Source organism: Mesorhizobium sp. M2A.F.Ca.ET.043.02.1.1, assembly GCF_003952405.1.
Classification (GTDB): domain Bacteria; phylum Pseudomonadota; class Alphaproteobacteria; order Rhizobiales; family Rhizobiaceae; genus Mesorhizobium.
The window spans coordinates 33,621-50,797 of record NZ_CP034445.1; the positions used below are offsets into that span (position 1 = coordinate 33,621).

The following is a 17,177-nucleotide window of genomic DNA, read 5'->3' on the forward strand; positions in this document are numbered from 1 at the left end:
GACGTTGGGCAGGTGTTCTGCCATCCATCGGTCGACGAAGTTGATACCGCGTGTACTCATTGAGGGTGAATCGCGCAGACTCAACTATGTTCCCGAGCCAGCAGCACCCTCCGGTTCGACCACTAAGGCTTGATCCGCAGCCTGGGCGAGCAGCCGCGCCAGATGCCGTTCGTGAAGCTCTTGCATGCCTTCCAGAAGCGCGAAGAAAACGAGGGCGTCGGTAGTCGGCAATTCGTCACGCTCTAGTTGGGCTATGCGCTCGCGCTGCTGCGCGAGGTGATGTCTACCCAGCCGGACATGCCCTCGGACCATGCGGATATCGTCGGAGCGTCATTAGGGGCAACGGCCGCGCGTTTGAGACGTTCCGCGACCGCCGCTAAAGAGCGGGAACAAGCCGGCAACGGCGGTGTTTCTGTCACTCGAGGAGGAACCGACATGGCAGACGACAAGAGCAAGCGTGACTTCCGCGACCGCGACCGGGTTTCGGCCGACGAAGACTATGAGGTGGAGTATTTCGCCCAGAAAGTCTGGCTGACGCCGCAGCAGGTGCGCGAGCTGATCAAGCAGCACGGCAACGATCGCCAAACGCTCGAACGCGAGGCGAAGTCTCTCGGTCGGGGTGACAAGAATGCCTCGCTACCCAGGTTGAAGAGCTTTGCGGCGAAGAGGTCGTCGCAGCTCAACCGGTGGACGTCGACGAGCCAATAAAGGTGGCCGAGCGCGTGGCTGGCGCGCCAATCTCACCGAGCGCTTTGCAGCAGCACTGGTTCCGGGTGGTCGACGAGGAAGAGAACACCGTGTTCGAGTTCAGTCTAGCCGAGCCCGTGGGGCCGAACTTTTCCAAATGACCGATAGCAGCATGACGACCCGGACTGCCGAGCCGCACTCCAGTTGAAATCGAACAGCTCCAGGACCAAAAGTTGACGTGCCGGAGGGGCAAGATACAGGAGGGATTGTCGATATTGCTTGCTGAGCTTTGGTTATCGCGCGCTTGGCACCGCGCCCTGAACGAACTTCCTTTCAACATCGTCATCTGCATAGTCGGCTGCGCGCTCGCGTTGCCGAAATTCAATATTGCTATGAGAGGGTTCATCATGACCACTGGCACAGTAAAATGGTTCAATTCGACCAAGGGCTTCGGGTTCATTCAGCCTGACAACGGCGGCGCTGACGCCTTCGTTCACATCTCTGCCGTCGAGCGCGCGGGAATGCGCGAAATCGTCGAGGGCCAGAAGATCGGCTACGAACTGGAGCGCGACAGCAAGTCGGGCAAGATGTCTGCCTGCAAGCTTCAGGCCGTCTGATCGGTTCAGCTTTCCACTGATCACAGACGTACTGGCAGTGTTGAAAGCATGAGACCAAGCGAGGTCAGGCAAAATTGCCTGACCTCTTTTATTTCCGGCCGACCCGCCATTTTGACGACCCCCGTATGGGTGTCTCTCGCCGACGGCCGGCCCAATCGAGGAGATCTCGATGACCGAAAAACCCAACGAGCTCCAGACAATCAATACCGCCTGGCAAATCGCCATGCAGGAAATCCTGCGCATAGTCGTGCGGGATATCTATAAGACAGGCGACGAGGCCGTCTTCCTCTCGCATATCAAGCGCATCGAAGAAGCAGCGGTCGACAGCATCTACACGGACCTGAGGCTTCGGGGCACCGACGAATGGACCGAGGTTCTCGTCAAGGAGAAGGCGAGCAATTTCGTTACCAGTCTTCTGACGTCCTTCACCTTTGATAGGATCTGAGACAAGCGGGTCCCAGGTGATGGTCGGCCGTCGGCCTTGTAGTTGGCGGGCGATGTGGCCGCCGAAATTGGCGCACTCCACTTCGACATGGCCAGCAGGAAACCTTTCCGCATTGGCAGCGTTCACGTTGGCCAGATGGGAGAGTTGTATGCGGGGCCTAAAAGGGGACGGGATAGGTTGGGAAGACGCTTACGATCCGGCTGAGTTTGCCGGGAAGCACGGACTTACGCTAGCCCAGGCTAAAGTCATCATTGGTTCGAACGGACCATCAAGGCATAAATGCGATGTGAGCGCAGTTGCGTTCCGGCGCGCGTTGGAATTGCGAGAGTCTCGACAGACACGAGACAGGAGCAGCGCGATAACGGCCGGGTAATTCCTCCGTGGATCAGCAGGGTGGCAAGATCGAGCGCCGGTTCACCCGGTTCGCTGGTGGTGTTGCGAAGGCGACAGGCAGGCCATGGGCCTTCGCGTTGTGCGTTGCGACGGTTGTCGCATGGGCGCTGACGGTCCCGTGCTGCGGTTCTCCGAGACCTGGCAGTTAGTCATCAACACCGGCACGACCATCGTGACCTTCCTCATGGTGTTTCTGATCCAGAGCACCCTAAGGCAGTTCCCGTTACCCACATAGTTACCCTGCAGCCAATGATCGAACATCAACGCGATGATCGACCGTGTTAAACTATTGATTGTGTTTATTTTTTTTGGTGAGCGCGATGGGATTCGAACCCATGACCTACTGATTAAAAGTCAGTTGCTCTACCGGCTGAGCTACGCGCTCCCGCGGGCTCGAAACGCCGCCCTCGAAATTGCGCGGAACATAGGGAGAGTGCCGCGACCGGTCAACCGGAAAAAGACGGGCGTCCAAGGCGGATTTTTGAACGGTTTCGAACGGACGCCGAGAGGTTGTTTGCGAGCGGCTTTCGATGCCTGCGCCAATGATCCGGGTCCGCATTGCCTCAGGAAGCTCCACAACAGCGGGTTGAGATTGAAAGGGGAACAATTTGCAACCCGGACCCGTTTCGCAGCAGGGACGTCGATCAACCTCGAGGAGAAGAGTAATGAACAAGATCGCATCGGGCCTGCTGGCAACCGCTCTCTCGGCGTCGTTCATCGCGGCGGAGATGGTGCCGGTCAACGCTCAGCCAGCTTATGTGCCGCAACCCCAGGCCCTGTTGGATGTCCAGACCGTGCAGTATCGGGATTGGAGAAGGCACCGCGGCTTCAACCGGGATTTCTCGCGTCGTGGTGACGCTGTCTACTGGAACGGCCATCGCGGCTATCGTGAATATCGCCACGGCTATCGCCGTCATGGCGACTATTGGTTTCCGCTTGCTGCTTTCGCCACCGGCGCGCTGATCACCGGCGCCATCGTCAACAGCGAGAACAACCGCGTCTACCGCGGCGATGCGCATGTGCAGTGGTGCTATGACCGCTACCGTTCGTATCGCGCCTCGGACAACACATTCCAGCCCAACAGCGGCCCGCGACGGCAGTGCGTGTCGCCCTACTGACGGCCTCCAGTCCGCACCAATACAATTCCAGGAAAAGTGCGTAGCGGCTTTCCGTCCGGAATTGCGAAAGCACATATTCTGGTGGTTGACAGAGCCCGCGCCTCGAGAGGCGCAGGCTCCCTCGCTGTGCTGTATCAGTTCGCCCATCGTATGGTCTTGAAGACCAGATAGAGAGCGCCGCCCTCCCCCCGCGAGGAGCGATAAGCTCCAAGCGCGTTGCAAACCCGAACCATCGCTGCCGTCAATTCCCAGCCGAGCGCATCCAAATCGCCGCTCGTATCGTCCACATAGGCCTGGGCCAGGTCGTCCACGCCCTTTTTCTCCCCGAACGCCCGCACCAGCTTCGCGTCGCCGAGAAGTTCGCCCGGTAAATTCGAATTGGCCCAAGCCCAGAGCCAATTGCCCGCCTTGGCGCTGGTAGAGCCCGCAATCTGGATTTCCGAGATAACGGTGGTGCCCGCTTTGTCAGAGAAAATCAGCTTTCCGGCCGCCAGGTCGTAGTTGTAGCGCGTCCAGTGGCCGAGGCGGAAGTCCTGCTCCAGGCGTGCGTTCTTGGCGGTGAGCTGTTCAAAGGCCTCATCGCGCCAAGCGGGATACCAATCCGGTTGCATTCTCCCCCCGGTCCAGTAATCGTTACTGCGTGCTCAGCGTCCTGCGCACCGCATCGCGCCATCCGGCGAGCTTCGCCCCGCGCGCAGCCGCATCCATCTCCGGCTTGAAGCGCCGTTCCAACGCCCAGCTCTTCGCGAATTCGTTTGCCTTCGGCCACACGCCTGCCTTCGACCCGGCAAGCCACGCCGCGCCCAGGGCGGTCGTCTCCAGGATCGTCGGACGGTCGACCGGCGCGTCGAGAATGTCGGCCAGCCGCTGCATGGTCCAGTCGGACGCCACCATGCCGCCGTCGACACGAAGCACCGTCTTGGCGGAAGCGCCTTTCCAGTCCTTGCGCATGGCATCGAGCAGGTCGCGCGTCTGGAACGCGACCGATTCGAGCGCGGCGCGCGCGAACTCTGCCGGGCCTGAATTGCGCGTCAGGCCGAAGATGGCGCCGCGCGCCTCCGCGTCCCAATGCGGCGCGCCAAGGCCGACAAAGGCCGGAACCAGATAGACTTGTTGCGCCGGATCGGCGGTCGCCGCGAGCGCACCGCTCTGCTCGGCCTTGCCGATCACCTTGATGCCGTCGCGCAGCCACTGCACGGCGGCGCCCGCGATGAAGATCGAACCTTCCAGCGCATAGGTGGTCTTGCCGTTCAACCGGTAGGCGATCGTGGTCAGAAGCCGGTTTCTGGAGCGCACAAGGTCGGCACCGGTGTTGAGCAGCGCGAAGCAGCCGGTGCCGTAGGTGGATTTCATCATGCCCGGCTCGAAACAGGCCTGGCCGATGGTCGCCGCGTGCTGGTCGCCGGCAACGCCGAGGATGCGCATCTCGGCGCCGAAAAGGCTCTTCTCGGTGAGGCCAAAGTCGTCGGCGCAGTCCTTCACGTCAGGCAGGATCTCTGCCGGTATGTTCAGGATCGAGAGCAGCTCTTCGTCCCAGGCATTCTTCTCGATGTTGTAGACCAGCGTGCGCGAGGCGTTTGTCGCGTCGGTCGCGTGCACCTTGCCGCCCGTCAGCCGCCAGATCAGGAAACTGTCGATCGTGCCGGCAAGCAATTCACCCTTCTCTGCGCGCTTCCTGGCTCCTTTCACCTTGTCCAGCATCCAGGCGATCTTGGTGCCGGAGAAATAGGGATCGAGCAGCAGCCCGGTCTTCTTCGAGAATTTTTTCTCAAGCCCCTGCTTCTTCAACTTCTGGCAGAGCGGCGCCGTGCGGCGGTCCTGCCAGACAATGGCATTGTGGATCGGCTCGCCGGTCGCCTTATCCCAGATCACGACCGTCTCGCGCTGGTTGGTGATGCCGATCGCGGCCACATCCGAAGCGGTACGTCCGGCGGACTTAAGCGCCGACTTCACCGTGGCGAGAACGCTTGCCCAGATATCTTCCGGATCATGCTCGACCCAGCCGGAGGCCGGATAATGCTGCGCGAATTCCTGCTGGCCGGTGCCTGCGACTTTCATCTTGTCGTCGAACAGGATCGCCCGGGTCGAGGTCGTTCCCTGGTCGATCGCCAGCACAAAACCGCTCATTCCATTCCCTCCACTACTCATGCAACAGGGGAGACGGCCAAGCCGCCTCCCCTGCATTTCTTACGCGGGCGAACGCGCCCACGTCATGCAGTTACTTCTGCCAGCTCTTCACCAGCTCGTCGTAGTTGATGGTGATCGGCTTTTCCTTCTCGTTCTCGATCTTCAACTGTGGCGCGAGATTGCCCTTCTTGACCGCATCCGCGTTCCAATAGGCGAGGTCGTGCTCTTCGGCCATCTTCGGGCCAATATCGCCCTGGACGCCCGACTTCTCGATGCGGCTCATGACCTTTTCCTGCTCGGCGCAGAGCGAGTCCATCGCTTCCTGCGCGGTCTTGGCGCCCGACGATGCATCGCCGATCGCCTGCCACCAGAGCTGCGCCAGCTTCGGATAGTCAGGCACGTTGGTACCGGTCGGCGACCACTGGACGCGGGCCGGCGAACGGTAGAACTCGATCAGGCCGCCGAGCTTCGGAGCGCGCTCCGTGAAGCTCTTGTCGTGAATCGTGCTCTCGCGGATGAAGGTCAGGCCGACATGGCTCTTCTTCACGTCGACGGTCTTCGAGGTGACGAACTGCGCATAAAGCCAGGCGGCCTTGGCGCGGTCGGTCGGCGTCGACTTCATCAGCGTCCAGGAACCCACGTCCTGGTAGCCGAGCTTCATGCCATCTTTCCAGTAGACGCCATGCGGCGACGGCGCCATGCGCCATTTCGGCGTGCCGTCGTCGTTCATCACCGCCTTGGCGCCGGCGTCGACCATCGAAGCGGTGAAGGCCGTGTACCAGAAGATCTGCTGGGCAACCGCGCCCTGGGCCGGAACCGGGCCGGATTCGGAGAAGGTCATGCCCTGCGCTTCGGCCGGAGCATAGGCCTTCAGCCAGTCGAGATATTTCTGGATCGAGTAGACCGCCGCCGGTCCATTCGTGTCGCCGCCGCGCGCGGTGCAGGAACCGACCGGGCGCGAATTCTCGTCGACCTTGATGCCCCATTCGTCGACCGGCAGGCCGTTCGGAATGCCCTTGTCGCCGTTGCCGGCCATGGAGAGCCAGGCATCGGTGAACCGCCAGCCGAGCGACGGGTCCTTCTTGCCGTAGTCCATGTGGCCATAGACCTTCTTGCCGTCGATCTCGCGGCCGGTGAAGAACTCGGCGATGTCCTCATAGGCCGACCAGTTGACCGGCACGCCGAGGTCGTAACCGTACTTGGCCTTGAAATCGGCCTTGTTCTTCTCGTCGTTGAACCAGTCGTAGCGGAACCAGTAGAGGTTCGCGAACTGCTGGTCGGGCAGCTGGTAGAGCTTCTTGTCGGGCGCCGTCGTGAACGACGTGCCGATGAAGTCCTTCAGGTCGAGGTTCGGGTTGGTAACATCCTTGCCGTCGCCTGCCATCCAGTCGGTCAGGTTGCGCACCTGCTGGTAGCGCCAGTGCGTGCCGATCAGATCGGAGTCGTTGACCCAGCCGTCATAGAGGTTCTGTCCCGTCTGCATCTGGGTCTGGATCTTCTCGACGACGTCGCCTTCCTGGATCGTGTCGTGCGTGACCTTGATGCCGGTGATGGCCGAGAAAGCGGGCGCCAGCACCTGTGATTCATAGGAATGGGTGGCGATGGTTTCCGACACCACCTTGATCTCCATGCCGGCAAACGGCTTGGCGGCGTCGATGAACCACTGCATTTCCTTTTCCTGATCGGCGCGCGAAAGCGTCGACAGGTCGCCTATCTCCTTGTCAAGAAAGCTTTTTGCCTCGTCCATCCCGGCATAGGCGTGGCCCGCCCCCAGCAATAGGACAAGGGCGGTCGTCGATGTAAGAAATTGCCGTCGCATGTGTCTCCTCCAGTCTTAGGTTTTGAAGTGTGATCCGGAGTGGCCGCCAGCACGCGGCCGCTCCGACTGTTTCCCCCTCTATACGTATCGGAACACGCCAATGGCGTAGACCACGGAGAGAGCGAGAGCCCACCACAGGTTGGGCCCAACCAGACCCAGCCAAGCGAGATGGATGAAGGCGCTGCCGAGCAGCGAAAGGAAGAGGCGATCGCCGCGCGTCGTCTCGAAGCGCAGGACGCCGATACGCGGATTGCCGCCCGGCGAGACGTATTCCCAGGCCGCCATGCCGCACAGCAGAAGCAGGATGGTTCCGAAGAAGGCCGCCGTCGGCCAGGTCCACGCCATCCAGGAGAAGTCGAGATTCATGGTCACACCCTCCCCAGGGCGAAGCCCTTGGCGATGTAGTTACGGACGAACCAGATAACGACCGCGCCGGGGATCAGCGTCAGCACACCGGCCGCGGCGAGCAGGCCCCAGTCCATGCCGGCGGCCGAGACTGTGCGGGTCATGGTTGCGGCGATCGGCTTGGCGTCAGTCGTGGTCAGCGTGCGGGCGATCAGAAGCTCCACCCACGAGAACATGAAGCAGAAGAAGCAGGCGACGCCGATGCCGCTGGCGATCAGCGGCATGAAGATCTTCACGAAGAAGCGCGGGAAGGAGTAGCCGTCGATATAGGCGGTCTCGTCGATCTCCTTCGGCACGCCGGACATGAAGCCCTCGAGAATCCACACCGCCAGCGGCACGTTGAACAGGCAGTGGGCGAGCGCCACGGCGATATAAGTGTCGATGAGCCCGAAGGCCGAATAGAGCTGGAAGAACGGCAGCGCGAACACCGCCGGCGGCGCCATGCGGTTGGTCAGCAGCCAGAAGAACAGATGCTTGTCGCCGAGGAAGCGGTAGCGCGAGAAGGCATAGGCTGCCGGCAGCGCCACCGCCACCGAGATCACCATGTTCATCACCACATAGGTGATCGAGTTGATGTAGCCCGAATACCAGGATGCGTCGGTGAAGATGGTGCGGTAATTCGCGAGCGTCGGGTTGTGCGGGAACAGCGTCAGCGACGACACGATCTCGGCATTGGTCTTGAAGCTCATATTGATGAGCCAGTAGATCGGCAGGAGCAGCACGACGATGTAGAGCGTCGGCACGATCCACCACCAGCGCGATTCCTCGCCGCGGCGGCGCATCAGCTTCGCCACCTCGTCCTGCGACAGCGTGCTGCCCACTTCGGTGATCGCTGTTTCGCTCACGCGTGTCGTCTCGTTGGCGCCTGTCATCTGTCAGCGCTCCGCGTCGTAGTTGGTCATCACGGTGTAGAACACCCACGACAACAACAGGATGATCAGGAAATAGACCAGCGACATCGCCGCCGCCGGTCCGAGGTCGAACTGGCCGAGCGCCGTCTTGACGAGGTCGATCGACAGGAAGGTCGTCGAATTGCCGGGACCGCCGCCGGTGACGACGAAGGGCTCGGTGTAGATCATGAACGAGTCCATGAAGCGCAACAGTACGGCGATCAGGAGCACGCGCTGCATCTTCGGCAGCTGGATGTAGCGGAACACCGCCCAGCGCGAGGCGCCGTCGATCTTGGCCGCCTGGTAGAAGGCATCCGGAATGGAGACCAGACCGGCATAGCAGAGCAGCACGACCAGGCTCGTCCAGTGCCAGACATCCATGATGATGACCGTGACCCAGGCGTCGAACGGGTCCTGCACATAATTGTAGTTGAAGCCCAGCGCATTGACGTAATAGCCGAGAAGGCCGATGTCGTTGCGGCCGAACACCTGCCAGATCGTGCCGACGACGTTCCACGGGATCAACAGCGGCAGCGCCATCAGCACCAGGCAGACCGGCACGCCCCAGCCCTTCTTCGGCATGTTGAGCGCGATGAAGATGCCGAGCGGCACTTCGATCGCCAGGATGATGAAGGAGAAGATCAGGTTGCGCACCATCGCTTCCCAGAACCGGTCGGAGTGCAGCAACTCCTCGAACCATTCGGTGCCGGCCCAGAAGAAGACGTTGTTGCCGAACGTGTCCTGCACCGAATAATTGACCACGGTCATCAGCGGGATGACGGCCGAGAAGGCCACCAGCACCAGAACCGGCAGGACAAGGAACCAGGCCTTGTTGTTCCAGGTTTTGTCCATCTAGGCCCCCATCTCTACGCGCCAGGAATCGGCATAGATGTTGATGCCGGCCGGATCGAACCGGACTTTCGGGTCGGCAGGCACTTCGTCGTCCTCGCCGATCACAGCGGCGATCTCCCTACCTTCCAGATTGGCGCGCACGACCTTGTGGCGGCCGACGTCCTCGACCTTGGAGACCTGCACCGCCATGCCATCGCGGCCGAGCCGCACATATTCGGGACGGATGCCGAGCTCGACGGCGCCGGCTTCCGCCTTCCCGGTAGCAGTCTGGGGCACGCCCGGAAGCTCGATGCGCTGCGCGCCGAGCTTCGCCGTCCTGCCTTCCAGCGCGACCGGCAGCACGTTCATGCCCGGCGAGCCGATGAAATAACCGACGAAAGTGTGGCGCGGCCGCTCGAAGAGTTCGGCCGGCGTGCCGATCTGCACGATCTCGCCGTCATACATGACCACGACGCGGTCGGCGAAGGTCAGCGCTTCGGTCTGGTCATGCGTGACATAGACCATGGTGTAGCCGAAGCGGCGATGCAGTTGCTTCAATTGCGAACGCAGCACCCACTTCATGTGCGGGTCGATCACGGTCAGCGGCTCGTCGAACAGGATGGCGTTGACGTCCGAGCGAACCAGGCCTCGGCCGAGCGATATCTTCTGCTTCTGGTCGGCGGTGAGCCCGCGCGCCTTCTTCTTCGCCAGCGAAGCGAGATCGATCATGTCGAGCGTCTCGCGCACCTTGCGGTCGACGTCCGCCTCCGGCACGCGACGGTTGCGCAGCGGGAAGGCCAGATTGTCGTAGACGGTCATGGTGTCGTAGATGACCGGGAACTGGAACACCTGCGCGATGTTGCGCTCCTGCGTCGACAGATTGGTGATGTCCCTGCCATTGAACAAAAGCTGGCCGTGCGAGGGATGCAGCAATCCCGAAATGATGTTGAGCAAGGTGGTCTTGCCGCAGCCTGACGGCCCAAGCAGCGCATAGGCGCCGCCATCCTCGAAGGTGTGATGCACCTCCTTCAGCGCGAAATCCGAATCCTTCCGTGGGTTGGGCAGGTAGGAGTGGCGGATATGATTGACGTCGATGCGCGCCATCTGATCCTCCTCAGGCTGCCAGCTTCGACGCCGTCACGGCGCGGCCGTTGTGGTCGAACACCAGGATGTGGCGCGGGTCGATGAACACCTCGACCTCGTCGTCCGTCTCGAAGTCGAGAATGCCATGCGCAAGCATCACCCAGCGCGCATCGGCGAAGTCGAGATGGACGAAGCTTTCCGAGCCGGTGATCTCGGTGATGGTGACCTTGGCACGCACCGGTACCGCGCTGGCGTTCGGCCGCTCCAGCGACAAATGATGAGGTTGGAAGCCGATCGTGTAGCTGGCGTCCGCAATGCCGGCGAGTTCCGGCGGCACCGGCAGCTTGACGCCGCCTTCGAGCAGGAAGTCCGCGCCCTTTTTGGAGAGCACGATGGTGTTGAGCGGCGGGTCGGCGAAGGTCCTTGCCGTCACCAGGTCGACCGGCTTGCGGAAAACCTCGACGGTCGGTCCGAATTGCGTGACGCGGCCCTCCGAAAGTGTCGCCGTGTTGCCGCCCAGCAAAAGCGCCTCGTGCGGTTCGGTGGTGGCATAGACGAAGATCGTGCCCGCGGCGGCGAAAATCTTCGGCAATTCGGCGCGCAATTCCTCGCGCAGCTTGTAGTCGAGATTGGCGAGAGGCTCGTCGAGCAGCACCAGGCTGGCGTTCTTGACGATGGCGCGCGCAAGCGCCGTGCGCTGCTGCTGGCCGCCCGAGAGGTTGAGCGGGGTGCGGTCGAGGTAAGGCGTGAGCTTGAGAAGCGCGGCGGCATTGCGCACTTCCTTGTCGATCCTTGCCTGGTCCACGCCTGCAACCCTGAGCGGCGAAGCGATGTTCTCGTAAACCGTCATCGCCGGGTAGTTGATGAACTGCTGGTAGACCATGGCGACGTTGCGCTTCTGCACTGGCTGTCCGGTAACGTCCTTCCCGTCGAACCAGACCGAGCCGGACGTCGGCGCGTCGAGACCCGCCATCAGCCGCATCAGGCTGGTCTTGCCGGAAAGCGTCGGTCCCAGCAGAACATTCAGCGAGCCGTGCTGAAGCGTCAGCGACACGTCGCGGATATGCCCCTGCGCACCGATCGTCCTCGTCACGTTCCTCAGTTCCAGCATCACGCCTCCTCCCGGCCTTGCGCTTCAGCAGTCGATCGTCATTCCGCCGCCGCGACGTGACGGCTGCTCAGCCCTCGCATGAATTCTTCCAGTGCCGCCGTCTGCTCGCGGCTGAAATGCAGGCCGCGCTTGGTGCGGCGCCACAGCACGTCATCGGCGGTGACCGCCCATTCGTTCTCGGCGAGATAGCGAACCTCCACCTCGAAAAGATCGGCGCCGAAATTGCGGCCAAGATCGGCATTCGACTTGGCGAGCCCGAGCAGCTTCTCCGCGCGCGTGCCGTAGAGCCGCGTAAACCGGCGCGCCAGCCTCTGGTCAAGGAACGGATAGGTTTTTTTCAGCCTGGCGACCTGCGCGTCGAAACCAGTGGCGGGAAAATCACCACCCGGCAGCGGCGCGTCATGCGTCCAAGGCTTGCCGCGCTTGCCGAGAAAGCCTTCGATCTTCTCAAGCATCGATTCCGCAAGCCGACGGAAGGTCGTGATCTTGCCGCCGAAGGCGTTGACAAGCGGGGCAACGCCCTCCCCGCCATCGGCCTTCAGCACATAATCGCGCGTCGCTTCCTGCGCCTTGGAAGCGCCGTCGTCATAGAGCGGACGCACCGCCGAATAGGTCCAGACGATGTCGGAGCGCTTCACGGCTACCGCGAAATATTCGCTTGCCGCAGCGCACAGATAGTCGATCTCAGCGTCGGAGATCTTCACATCGTGCGGGTCGCCTGGATAGTCGCGGTCGGTTGTCCCGATCAGCGTGAATTCTTCCTCGTAGGGAATGGCGAAGATGATGCGGCCGTCCTTGTTCTGGAAGAAATAGGCGCGCGGATCGTCGAACTTCTTGGCGACGACGATGTGGCTGCCTTGGACAAGACGGACATTATGGACTTCGTTCTGGCCGACGGCTGTCTGCAGAACGTGATCGACCCACGGGCCGGCGGCGTTGACGAGAAGCCGCGCGCGAACCTCTTCGGTGTCGCCGGTCAGCACGTTCTGCACCTTGACGGTCCATATTGAGGCGTCGCGGCGCGCGCTGACGACCTTGGTGCGGGTGCGGATGATGGCGCCCCGGTCGGCGGCGTCACGAGCGTTCAGCGCCACCAGACGAGCGTCATTGACCCAACCATCCGAATATTCGAAAGCCTTGCGGAACAATGGCTTGAGCGGCTTGCCTGCCGGATCGCTCGCCATGTCCAGCGTCTTCGTCGCAGGCAGCAGCTTGCGCCCGCCGATGTGATCGTAGAGGAACAGCCCGAGCCGGATCAGCCAGGCGGGCCTCAGGCCCTTGGCATAAGGCAGGACGAAGCGCATCGGCCAGATGATATGCGGCGCGTTCTTCCACAGAACCTCGCGCTCCATCAGCGCTTCGCGCACCAGCCGGAACTCGTAGAATTCAAGATAGCGAAGCCCGCCATGGATAAGCTTGGTCGAGCCGGAGGACGTCCCGCTCGCCAGATCGTTCATCTCGGCAAGGTAAACCGAAAATCCGCGGCCAACGGCGTCGCGGGCGATACCGCAGCCATTGATGCCGCCGCCGATGACGAAAATGTCATGGATCGGGGATGTGTCCAAAAGTTCCTCCAACGATTTCGCATTGCACCATTTTTGTGTTTTACGAAACCGTGACGGAATTATTTCGAACTCAAAGCGAATGTCAAACGAAATTTCATCGCTGCGTGAAACAGCCATGAAGCACCGCTATTCGAGCGCCGTCTCGATCAGCCGGACCTCGGTCTCCTCGCAAATCCGGCGAATCGAGGGGATGTCGCAACGATCGGTGATGAAGGTATTCACCTGCGAAAGGTGGCCGATCCGGACCGGCGCCGTGCGCTCGAACTTGGTCCGGTCGGAGACCAGGATGACGTGGCGCGCATTGGCTATGATCGCCTGCGCCACCTTCACCTCGCGGAAATCGAAGTCGAGCAGCGCGCCATCATGATCGATGGCCGAGGCGCCGATGACGGCATAATCGACTTTGAACTGGCGGATGAAATCGACGGCCGCTTCGCCGACGACACCACCGTCGGAACCGCGCACCACGCCGCCGGCGATCACCACCTCGATCGTAGGATAGATGCGCATCCTATTGGCAACATTGATGTTATTGGTGATGACCATCAGCCCGTTATGGTCGAGAAGCGCCTTGCTGACTGCCTCGGTGGTGGTGCCGATATTGATGAACAGCGAAGCATTGTCCGGGATCAACCGCGCCGCCGCGCCGCCGATCGCCTCCTTCTCGTCGGCCGCGATCTTGCGCCGCGCCTCGTATTCCATGTTCTCGATGCCGGACGGGAACAGCGCGCCGCCATGGATGCGGGTGAGCAGCCGCTGATCGCACAGATCGTTGAGGTCCTTGCGGATGGTCTGCGGCGTCACATTGAAATGCGTCGCCAGATCCTCGACCAGAACCCGGCCGTGGTCTTTCGCCATCTGGATGATTTCGGCGTGGCGTGGCGAAAGAAACATCCGGGCGTCCCTCCATTTTCGTTTTTCTCCTCTATATCGGAAAACGAAAGCGAAGAAAAGGTATAAGCCGGCTAACGAAAATCATCTGATTGCAAAAGGCAAACCAGTGCGGAACGCGTCCACCCGCCTCAGGACGGGCGGCGGGCAATCTCGGTTATGACGTCGAACGCGGCGGCAACATCGGCCGCCGTCGACTCGAACTGCCCCGCCTGAAAGCGGATCGCCACGCGCCCCTCCACCCGCGTTTGCGTCAGGTAAATGCGGCCGTCGGTGTTGATGGCGTTGACCAAGCGCAGATTGTGCTCGTCCGGATTGGTACCCGATGGCGCTTTGTGCCGGAATGAGAACAGCGACAGCATCGGCTCGCTGACGAGCTCGAAATCCACTTCCCTGGCGAGCCGCGCTGCCAGTCCTTCGCTCCAGGCGACATGATTGCGAATCATGGCGCGCAAGCCCTCGAGGCCATAGGCCCGCAGCAGGAACCAGAGTTTCAGCGCGCGGAAACGACGCCCGAGCGGCACCGACCATTCCGAATAGTTGATGATGCCGTCGTGCCCCAACGTCTTCAAAAACTCCGGCTTTATGGCCAGCGTGCGCACCAGGTCTTCCGGCTGGCGAATAAACTGGATCGAGCAGTCGAACTGCGCACCGAGCCACTTATGCGGATTGAAGACGATGGAATCGGCGCCTTCGACGCCTGCCCAGAAATGCCGGTATTCCGGGCAGATCATCGCCGATCCGGCCCAGGCGGCGTCGACATGCAGGTAAAGCCCGTGCCGCTCCGCGACCGCGGCCACCGCGGCTATGTCGTCGGTGCCGCCAATGCTGGTGCCGCCGACGCAAGCGATGATGCCTGCGGGCAGCAAGCCGGCCGCGCGATCGGCGACGATTGCGGCCTCAAGCGCGGCCGGATCCATGGCGCGAAAACGTCCTGAGACCGGGATGCGGACGAGGTTCTCCTCGCCGATGCCTGAGACCCAGATGGCGCGGTCGATCGAGGTATGGACCTGGTCGGAGGAATAGACGCGCAGCTTGCCCTCCCCGGCCAGCCCCTTTTTGTTGCCCTGCCAGTCGAGCGCCCGCTCGCGCATGGTGAGCACCGCCGCAAGCGTCGCCGACGAGGCTGAATCCTGGATGACGCCGGAAAGGCCCTCGGGTAGGCCAAGCGCTTGGCGCATCCAGTCGACGATGCGCGTCTCGAGCTCGGTCGCCGCCGGCGAGGTCTGCCACAGCATGCATTGCGCGGCCATCGCCGAGACCAGATACTCCGCCACGACCGAGACCGGCGCCGCATTGGCGGGGAAATAGGCGAAGAAGCGCGGATGCTGCCAATGCGTCATGCCCGGCACGATCTTTTCTTCGAAATCGGCGAAGATCCTTTCCATCGGTTCGGCCGTTTCGGGCGGCGAAGCCTCGATGCTCCGGAAGATCTCGCCCGGCGCGATTGCCGGTCGCACCGGACGGTCGCGCAGGCCGGCGCGGTAATCGACGCCCCAGTCGGCCACCCGCCTCGACCAGTCGCGGAATGTCTCGTTGTCCATCTATCCTCCCGACCCCAGCCGCAATGCAGCGGGTAAGCCAGCTAAATGCCCAACCGGCCGCGACGTGCGGACCCTAACCGGGAAAATCCGGCAGGCTGGCAAAGGCCGCCTTCAAGGCGTTCGACCAGCCGTCGGATATGGTGCGGTAATAGGGATCGTCCTGGCCGATGCGCCTGTTGAGCCCGACCTTGAAGCTGTCGTTCTCCAGGAACAGCAGATCGAGCGGCAGCCCGACCGAAAGGTTCGATTTCAGCGTCGAGTCGAAGGACACCAGAAGCAGCTTCACCGTTTCGGCCAGGCCCATTGTCCGGTCATAGGCACGGATGATGATCGGCTTGCCGTATTTCGTCTCGCCGATCTGGAAGAAAGGCGTGTCATCGGTCGACTCGATGAAATTGCCTTCCGGGTAGATCATGAACAGCCTGGGCGGACTGCCCTTGATCTGGCCGCCCAGGATGAAGGAGGCGTTGAAGTAGGAATCCGCCTTGTCGCCGTTCGGCGAGGCATGTTCGATGACTTCCTTGACCGTATCGCCGACGAGCCGCACCGTCTGGTACATGGACGGCGTCTCGAGCAGCTTCGGATGACGGTCGCCAACGGCCTTGTTGCGCTCGTCGAGCAGGCTGACCACGGCTTGCGTCGTGGCCAGGTTGCCCGCCGACATCAGCACGATCACGCGCTCGCCAGGCTCTTCCCAGACGTGCATTTTCTTGAAGGTCGAGATCGAATCCATGCCGGCATTGGTGCGCGTGTCCGACATGAACACGAGCCCGCGATCGATCTTGAGGCCGACGCAATAGGTCATGATTCTTCTTTAACAGCGAATCTCGTCGGAAATTACTGCTCTACCGTGACGGTGACGGCAAGCTTCTCTTGCGCCTGCCCCAGCAGTATCCCCGAGACAGGCGAGGCGTCGCGATAGTCGCGCCCCGTCGCCACCCGCACATAGCGTTCGTCGGGAGAAATACCGTTGGCCGGATCAAAGGCAACCCATCCGAGCCCCACGACATAGGCCTCGGCCCAGGCATGGCTGGCGGCCTGCTCGACGTCGGCATCCATCATCAGATAGCCGCTTATATAGCGGGCCGGAAAGCCAAGCGCGACGGCCGCGGCGATGAAGATATGGCTGTGGTCCTGGCAGACGCCGGATTTGAGCGCCAGGGCCTCTTCGGCCGGCGTCACGACGCTGGTCGCGCCTGGCTTGTAGGCAACACGTTCGCGGATCGCGCCCATCAGCGCGTGGAGCCGCTCGATCTCCGTCCCCTGCCCGACCTTGCCGGCCAGTTCACGAATACCGTCGCCGGCGGCGGTGAGCGGCGTCTGCTGCGCGAACAGCCAGAGCGGCGCGTAGCCTTGATGCGGGCCCGTCACGCCCGCCGTGTCATGCGTCGTCACCTCTCCCCGCGCCTCGACGACGATGGCGGTGTGGCCGCTCTCAGCGCTCACCAGCCGCGTGTCGTTGCCGAAATGATCGGTAAAGCGCACCTCCTCGCGTGCGCCTTCGACCTTGATCGCCCAGGAGCCGACGGTCTGCGTACGCCCGCTCAGGGGCAGCAGGCGCAGCCGCTGCAGCAGATATTGCACCGGCGCATCGTAGCGGTACTCGGTGCGATGGGTGATCTTGAGCCGCATGACGCCCGCCCTCAGCCCC

At 61.9% G+C, this 17,177-nt stretch carries 18 protein-coding genes, 1 tRNA gene and 1 pseudogene; 6 read left to right on the forward strand and 14 right to left on the reverse strand.

Translation table 11 applies throughout. The annotated features are described in order from the left end of the window. The first annotated feature begins 246 nt into the window (after positions 1-246). The 5 genes and pseudogenes from EJ068_RS33795 to EJ068_RS00155 all read left to right on the forward strand — a co-directional run. Positions 247-708: a DUF3606 domain-containing protein gene (locus EJ068_RS33795; protein WP_348527566.1), complete on the forward strand. Its 462-nt coding sequence runs from the start codon at positions 247-249 to the stop codon at positions 706-708. Beyond that, positions 687-848: a hypothetical protein gene (locus EJ068_RS32450; RefSeq protein ID WP_189342609.1), complete on the forward strand. Its 162-nt coding sequence runs from the start codon at positions 687-689 to the stop codon at positions 846-848. The genes EJ068_RS33795 and EJ068_RS32450 overlap by 22 nt, the downstream gene beginning before the upstream one ends. Before the next feature lie 246 nt (positions 849-1,094). Further along, positions 1,095-1,304 carry a cold-shock protein gene (locus EJ068_RS00145; protein WP_126083796.1) on the forward strand — a complete coding sequence of 70 codons (210 nt, stop codon included), beginning with the start codon at positions 1,095-1,097 and terminating at the stop codon, positions 1,302-1,304. Positions 1,305-1,473: 169 nt separating this feature from the next. Beyond that, positions 1,474-1,749, forward strand: coding sequence for a hypothetical protein (locus EJ068_RS00150; protein WP_127249418.1), 276 nt, complete (start codon positions 1,474-1,476; stop codon positions 1,747-1,749). A 401-nt stretch (positions 1,750-2,150) separates the two neighbouring features. Beyond that, positions 2,151-2,350 (forward strand): annotated as a pseudogene (locus EJ068_RS00155) (low affinity iron permease family protein); the annotation flags it as partial. A gap of 101 nt (positions 2,351-2,451) precedes the next feature. On the opposite strand, the gene EJ068_RS00160 reads toward EJ068_RS00155, so the two are convergent. After that, positions 2,452-2,527: transfer RNA gene (locus EJ068_RS00160), tRNA-Lys, on the reverse strand. 280 nt (positions 2,528-2,807) lie between these two features. On the opposite strand from EJ068_RS00160, the gene EJ068_RS00165 reads away from it, so the two are divergent. Continuing rightward, a complete protein-coding gene (locus tag EJ068_RS00165) occupies positions 2,808-3,260 on the forward strand; it encodes a BA14K family protein (protein ID WP_126082602.1) in 453 nt (150 codons plus the stop codon). A 134-nt stretch (positions 3,261-3,394) separates the two neighbouring features. On the opposite strand, the gene EJ068_RS00170 is transcribed toward EJ068_RS00165, so the two are convergent. From EJ068_RS00170 to EJ068_RS00230, 13 genes are all read right to left on the reverse strand, one after another. Continuing rightward, positions 3,395-3,871, reverse strand: a complete 477-nt coding sequence (locus tag EJ068_RS00170; protein WP_126082601.1) for a DUF6882 domain-containing protein — start codon at positions 3,869-3,871, stop codon at positions 3,395-3,397. 22 nt (positions 3,872-3,893) lie between these two features. Then, positions 3,894-5,387 carry a glycerol kinase GlpK gene (gene glpK / locus EJ068_RS00175; protein WP_127249445.1) on the reverse strand — a complete coding sequence of 498 codons (1,494 nt, stop codon included), beginning with the start codon at positions 5,385-5,387 and terminating at the stop codon, positions 3,894-3,896. A gap of 91 nt (positions 5,388-5,478) precedes the next feature. Beyond that, on the reverse strand, positions 5,479-7,206 hold the full coding sequence (locus EJ068_RS00180; RefSeq protein WP_126082599.1) for an ABC transporter substrate-binding protein: 1,728 nt from the start codon (positions 7,204-7,206) through the stop codon (positions 5,479-5,481). 78 nt (positions 7,207-7,284) lie between these two features. Beyond that, a complete protein-coding gene (locus EJ068_RS00185) occupies positions 7,285-7,572 on the reverse strand; it encodes a DUF2160 domain-containing protein (protein WP_126082598.1) in 288 nt (95 codons plus the stop codon). Between the two features lie 2 nt (positions 7,573-7,574). Beyond that, positions 7,575-8,483 carry a carbohydrate ABC transporter permease gene (locus tag EJ068_RS00190; RefSeq protein WP_042642626.1) on the reverse strand — a complete coding sequence of 303 codons (909 nt, stop codon included), beginning with the start codon at positions 8,481-8,483 and terminating at the stop codon, positions 7,575-7,577. Between the two features lie 3 nt (positions 8,484-8,486). Further along, a complete protein-coding gene (locus EJ068_RS00195) occupies positions 8,487-9,353 on the reverse strand; it encodes a sugar ABC transporter permease (RefSeq protein WP_042642628.1) in 867 nt (288 codons plus the stop codon). Beyond that, positions 9,354-10,436, reverse strand: a complete 1,083-nt coding sequence (locus EJ068_RS00200; protein WP_127249446.1) for an ABC transporter ATP-binding protein — start codon at positions 10,434-10,436, stop codon at positions 9,354-9,356. 10 nt (positions 10,437-10,446) lie between these two features. After that, positions 10,447-11,526 (reverse strand): ABC transporter ATP-binding protein, encoded by a 1,080-nt coding sequence (locus EJ068_RS00205; protein WP_128314890.1) that lies wholly within the window; start codon positions 11,524-11,526, stop codon positions 10,447-10,449. 38 nt (positions 11,527-11,564) lie between these two features. Then, positions 11,565-13,091: a glycerol-3-phosphate dehydrogenase gene (glpD, locus tag EJ068_RS00210; RefSeq protein ID WP_126082593.1), complete on the reverse strand. Its 1,527-nt coding sequence runs from the start codon at positions 13,089-13,091 to the stop codon at positions 11,565-11,567. A gap of 126 nt (positions 13,092-13,217) precedes the next feature. Next, positions 13,218-13,985 (reverse strand): DeoR/GlpR family DNA-binding transcription regulator, encoded by a 768-nt coding sequence (locus EJ068_RS00215; protein ID WP_042642634.1) that lies wholly within the window; start codon positions 13,983-13,985, stop codon positions 13,218-13,220. Between the two features lie 128 nt (positions 13,986-14,113). Next, on the reverse strand, positions 14,114-15,526 hold the full coding sequence (locus EJ068_RS00220; protein WP_127249448.1) for an aspartate aminotransferase family protein: 1,413 nt from the start codon (positions 15,524-15,526) through the stop codon (positions 14,114-14,116). A gap of 73 nt (positions 15,527-15,599) precedes the next feature. Beyond that, positions 15,600-16,331, reverse strand: coding sequence for a peptidase (locus EJ068_RS00225; RefSeq protein WP_042642639.1), 732 nt, complete (start codon positions 16,329-16,331; stop codon positions 15,600-15,602). Between the two features lie 32 nt (positions 16,332-16,363). Further along, positions 16,364-17,158, reverse strand: a complete 795-nt coding sequence (locus EJ068_RS00230; RefSeq protein WP_126082591.1) for a transglutaminase family protein — start codon at positions 17,156-17,158, stop codon at positions 16,364-16,366. Between the last annotated feature and the right edge of the window lie 19 nt (positions 17,159-17,177).

Coding starts and splice junctions, on each gene's coding strand:
- EJ068_RS00145 (WP_126083796.1), top strand. CDS start 1,095: ATGACCACTGGCACAGTAAAATGGTTCAATTCGACCAAGGGCTTCGGG.
- EJ068_RS00150 (WP_127249418.1), top strand. CDS start 1,474: ATGACCGAAAAACCCAACGAGCTCCAGACAATCAATACCGCCTGGCAA.
- EJ068_RS00165 (WP_126082602.1), top strand. CDS start 2,808: ATGAACAAGATCGCATCGGGCCTGCTGGCAACCGCTCTCTCGGCGTCG.
- EJ068_RS00170 (WP_126082601.1), bottom strand. CDS start 3,871: ATGCAACCGGATTGGTATCCCGCTTGGCGCGATGAGGCCTTTGAACAG.
- glpK (WP_127249445.1), bottom strand. CDS start 5,387: ATGAGCGGTTTTGTGCTGGCGATCGACCAGGGAACGACCTCGACCCGG.
- EJ068_RS00180 (WP_126082599.1), bottom strand. CDS start 7,206: ATGCGACGGCAATTTCTTACATCGACGACCGCCCTTGTCCTATTGCTG.
- EJ068_RS00185 (WP_126082598.1), bottom strand. CDS start 7,572: ATGAATCTCGACTTCTCCTGGATGGCGTGGACCTGGCCGACGGCGGCC.
- EJ068_RS00190 (WP_042642626.1), bottom strand. CDS start 8,483: ATGACAGGCGCCAACGAGACGACACGCGTGAGCGAAACAGCGATCACC.
- EJ068_RS00195 (WP_042642628.1), bottom strand. CDS start 9,353: ATGGACAAAACCTGGAACAACAAGGCCTGGTTCCTTGTCCTGCCGGTT.
- EJ068_RS00200 (WP_127249446.1), bottom strand. CDS start 10,436: ATGGCGCGCATCGACGTCAATCATATCCGCCACTCCTACCTGCCCAAC.
- EJ068_RS00205 (WP_128314890.1), bottom strand. CDS start 11,526: ATGCTGGAACTGAGGAACGTGACGAGGACGATCGGTGCGCAGGGGCAT.
- EJ068_RS00215 (WP_042642634.1), bottom strand. CDS start 13,985: ATGTTTCTTTCGCCACGCCACGCCGAAATCATCCAGATGGCGAAAGAC.
- EJ068_RS00220 (WP_127249448.1), bottom strand. CDS start 15,526: ATGGACAACGAGACATTCCGCGACTGGTCGAGGCGGGTGGCCGACTGG.
- EJ068_RS00225 (WP_042642639.1), bottom strand. CDS start 16,331: ATGACCTATTGCGTCGGCCTCAAGATCGATCGCGGGCTCGTGTTCATG.
- EJ068_RS00230 (WP_126082591.1), bottom strand. CDS start 17,158: ATGCGGCTCAAGATCACCCATCGCACCGAGTACCGCTACGATGCGCCG.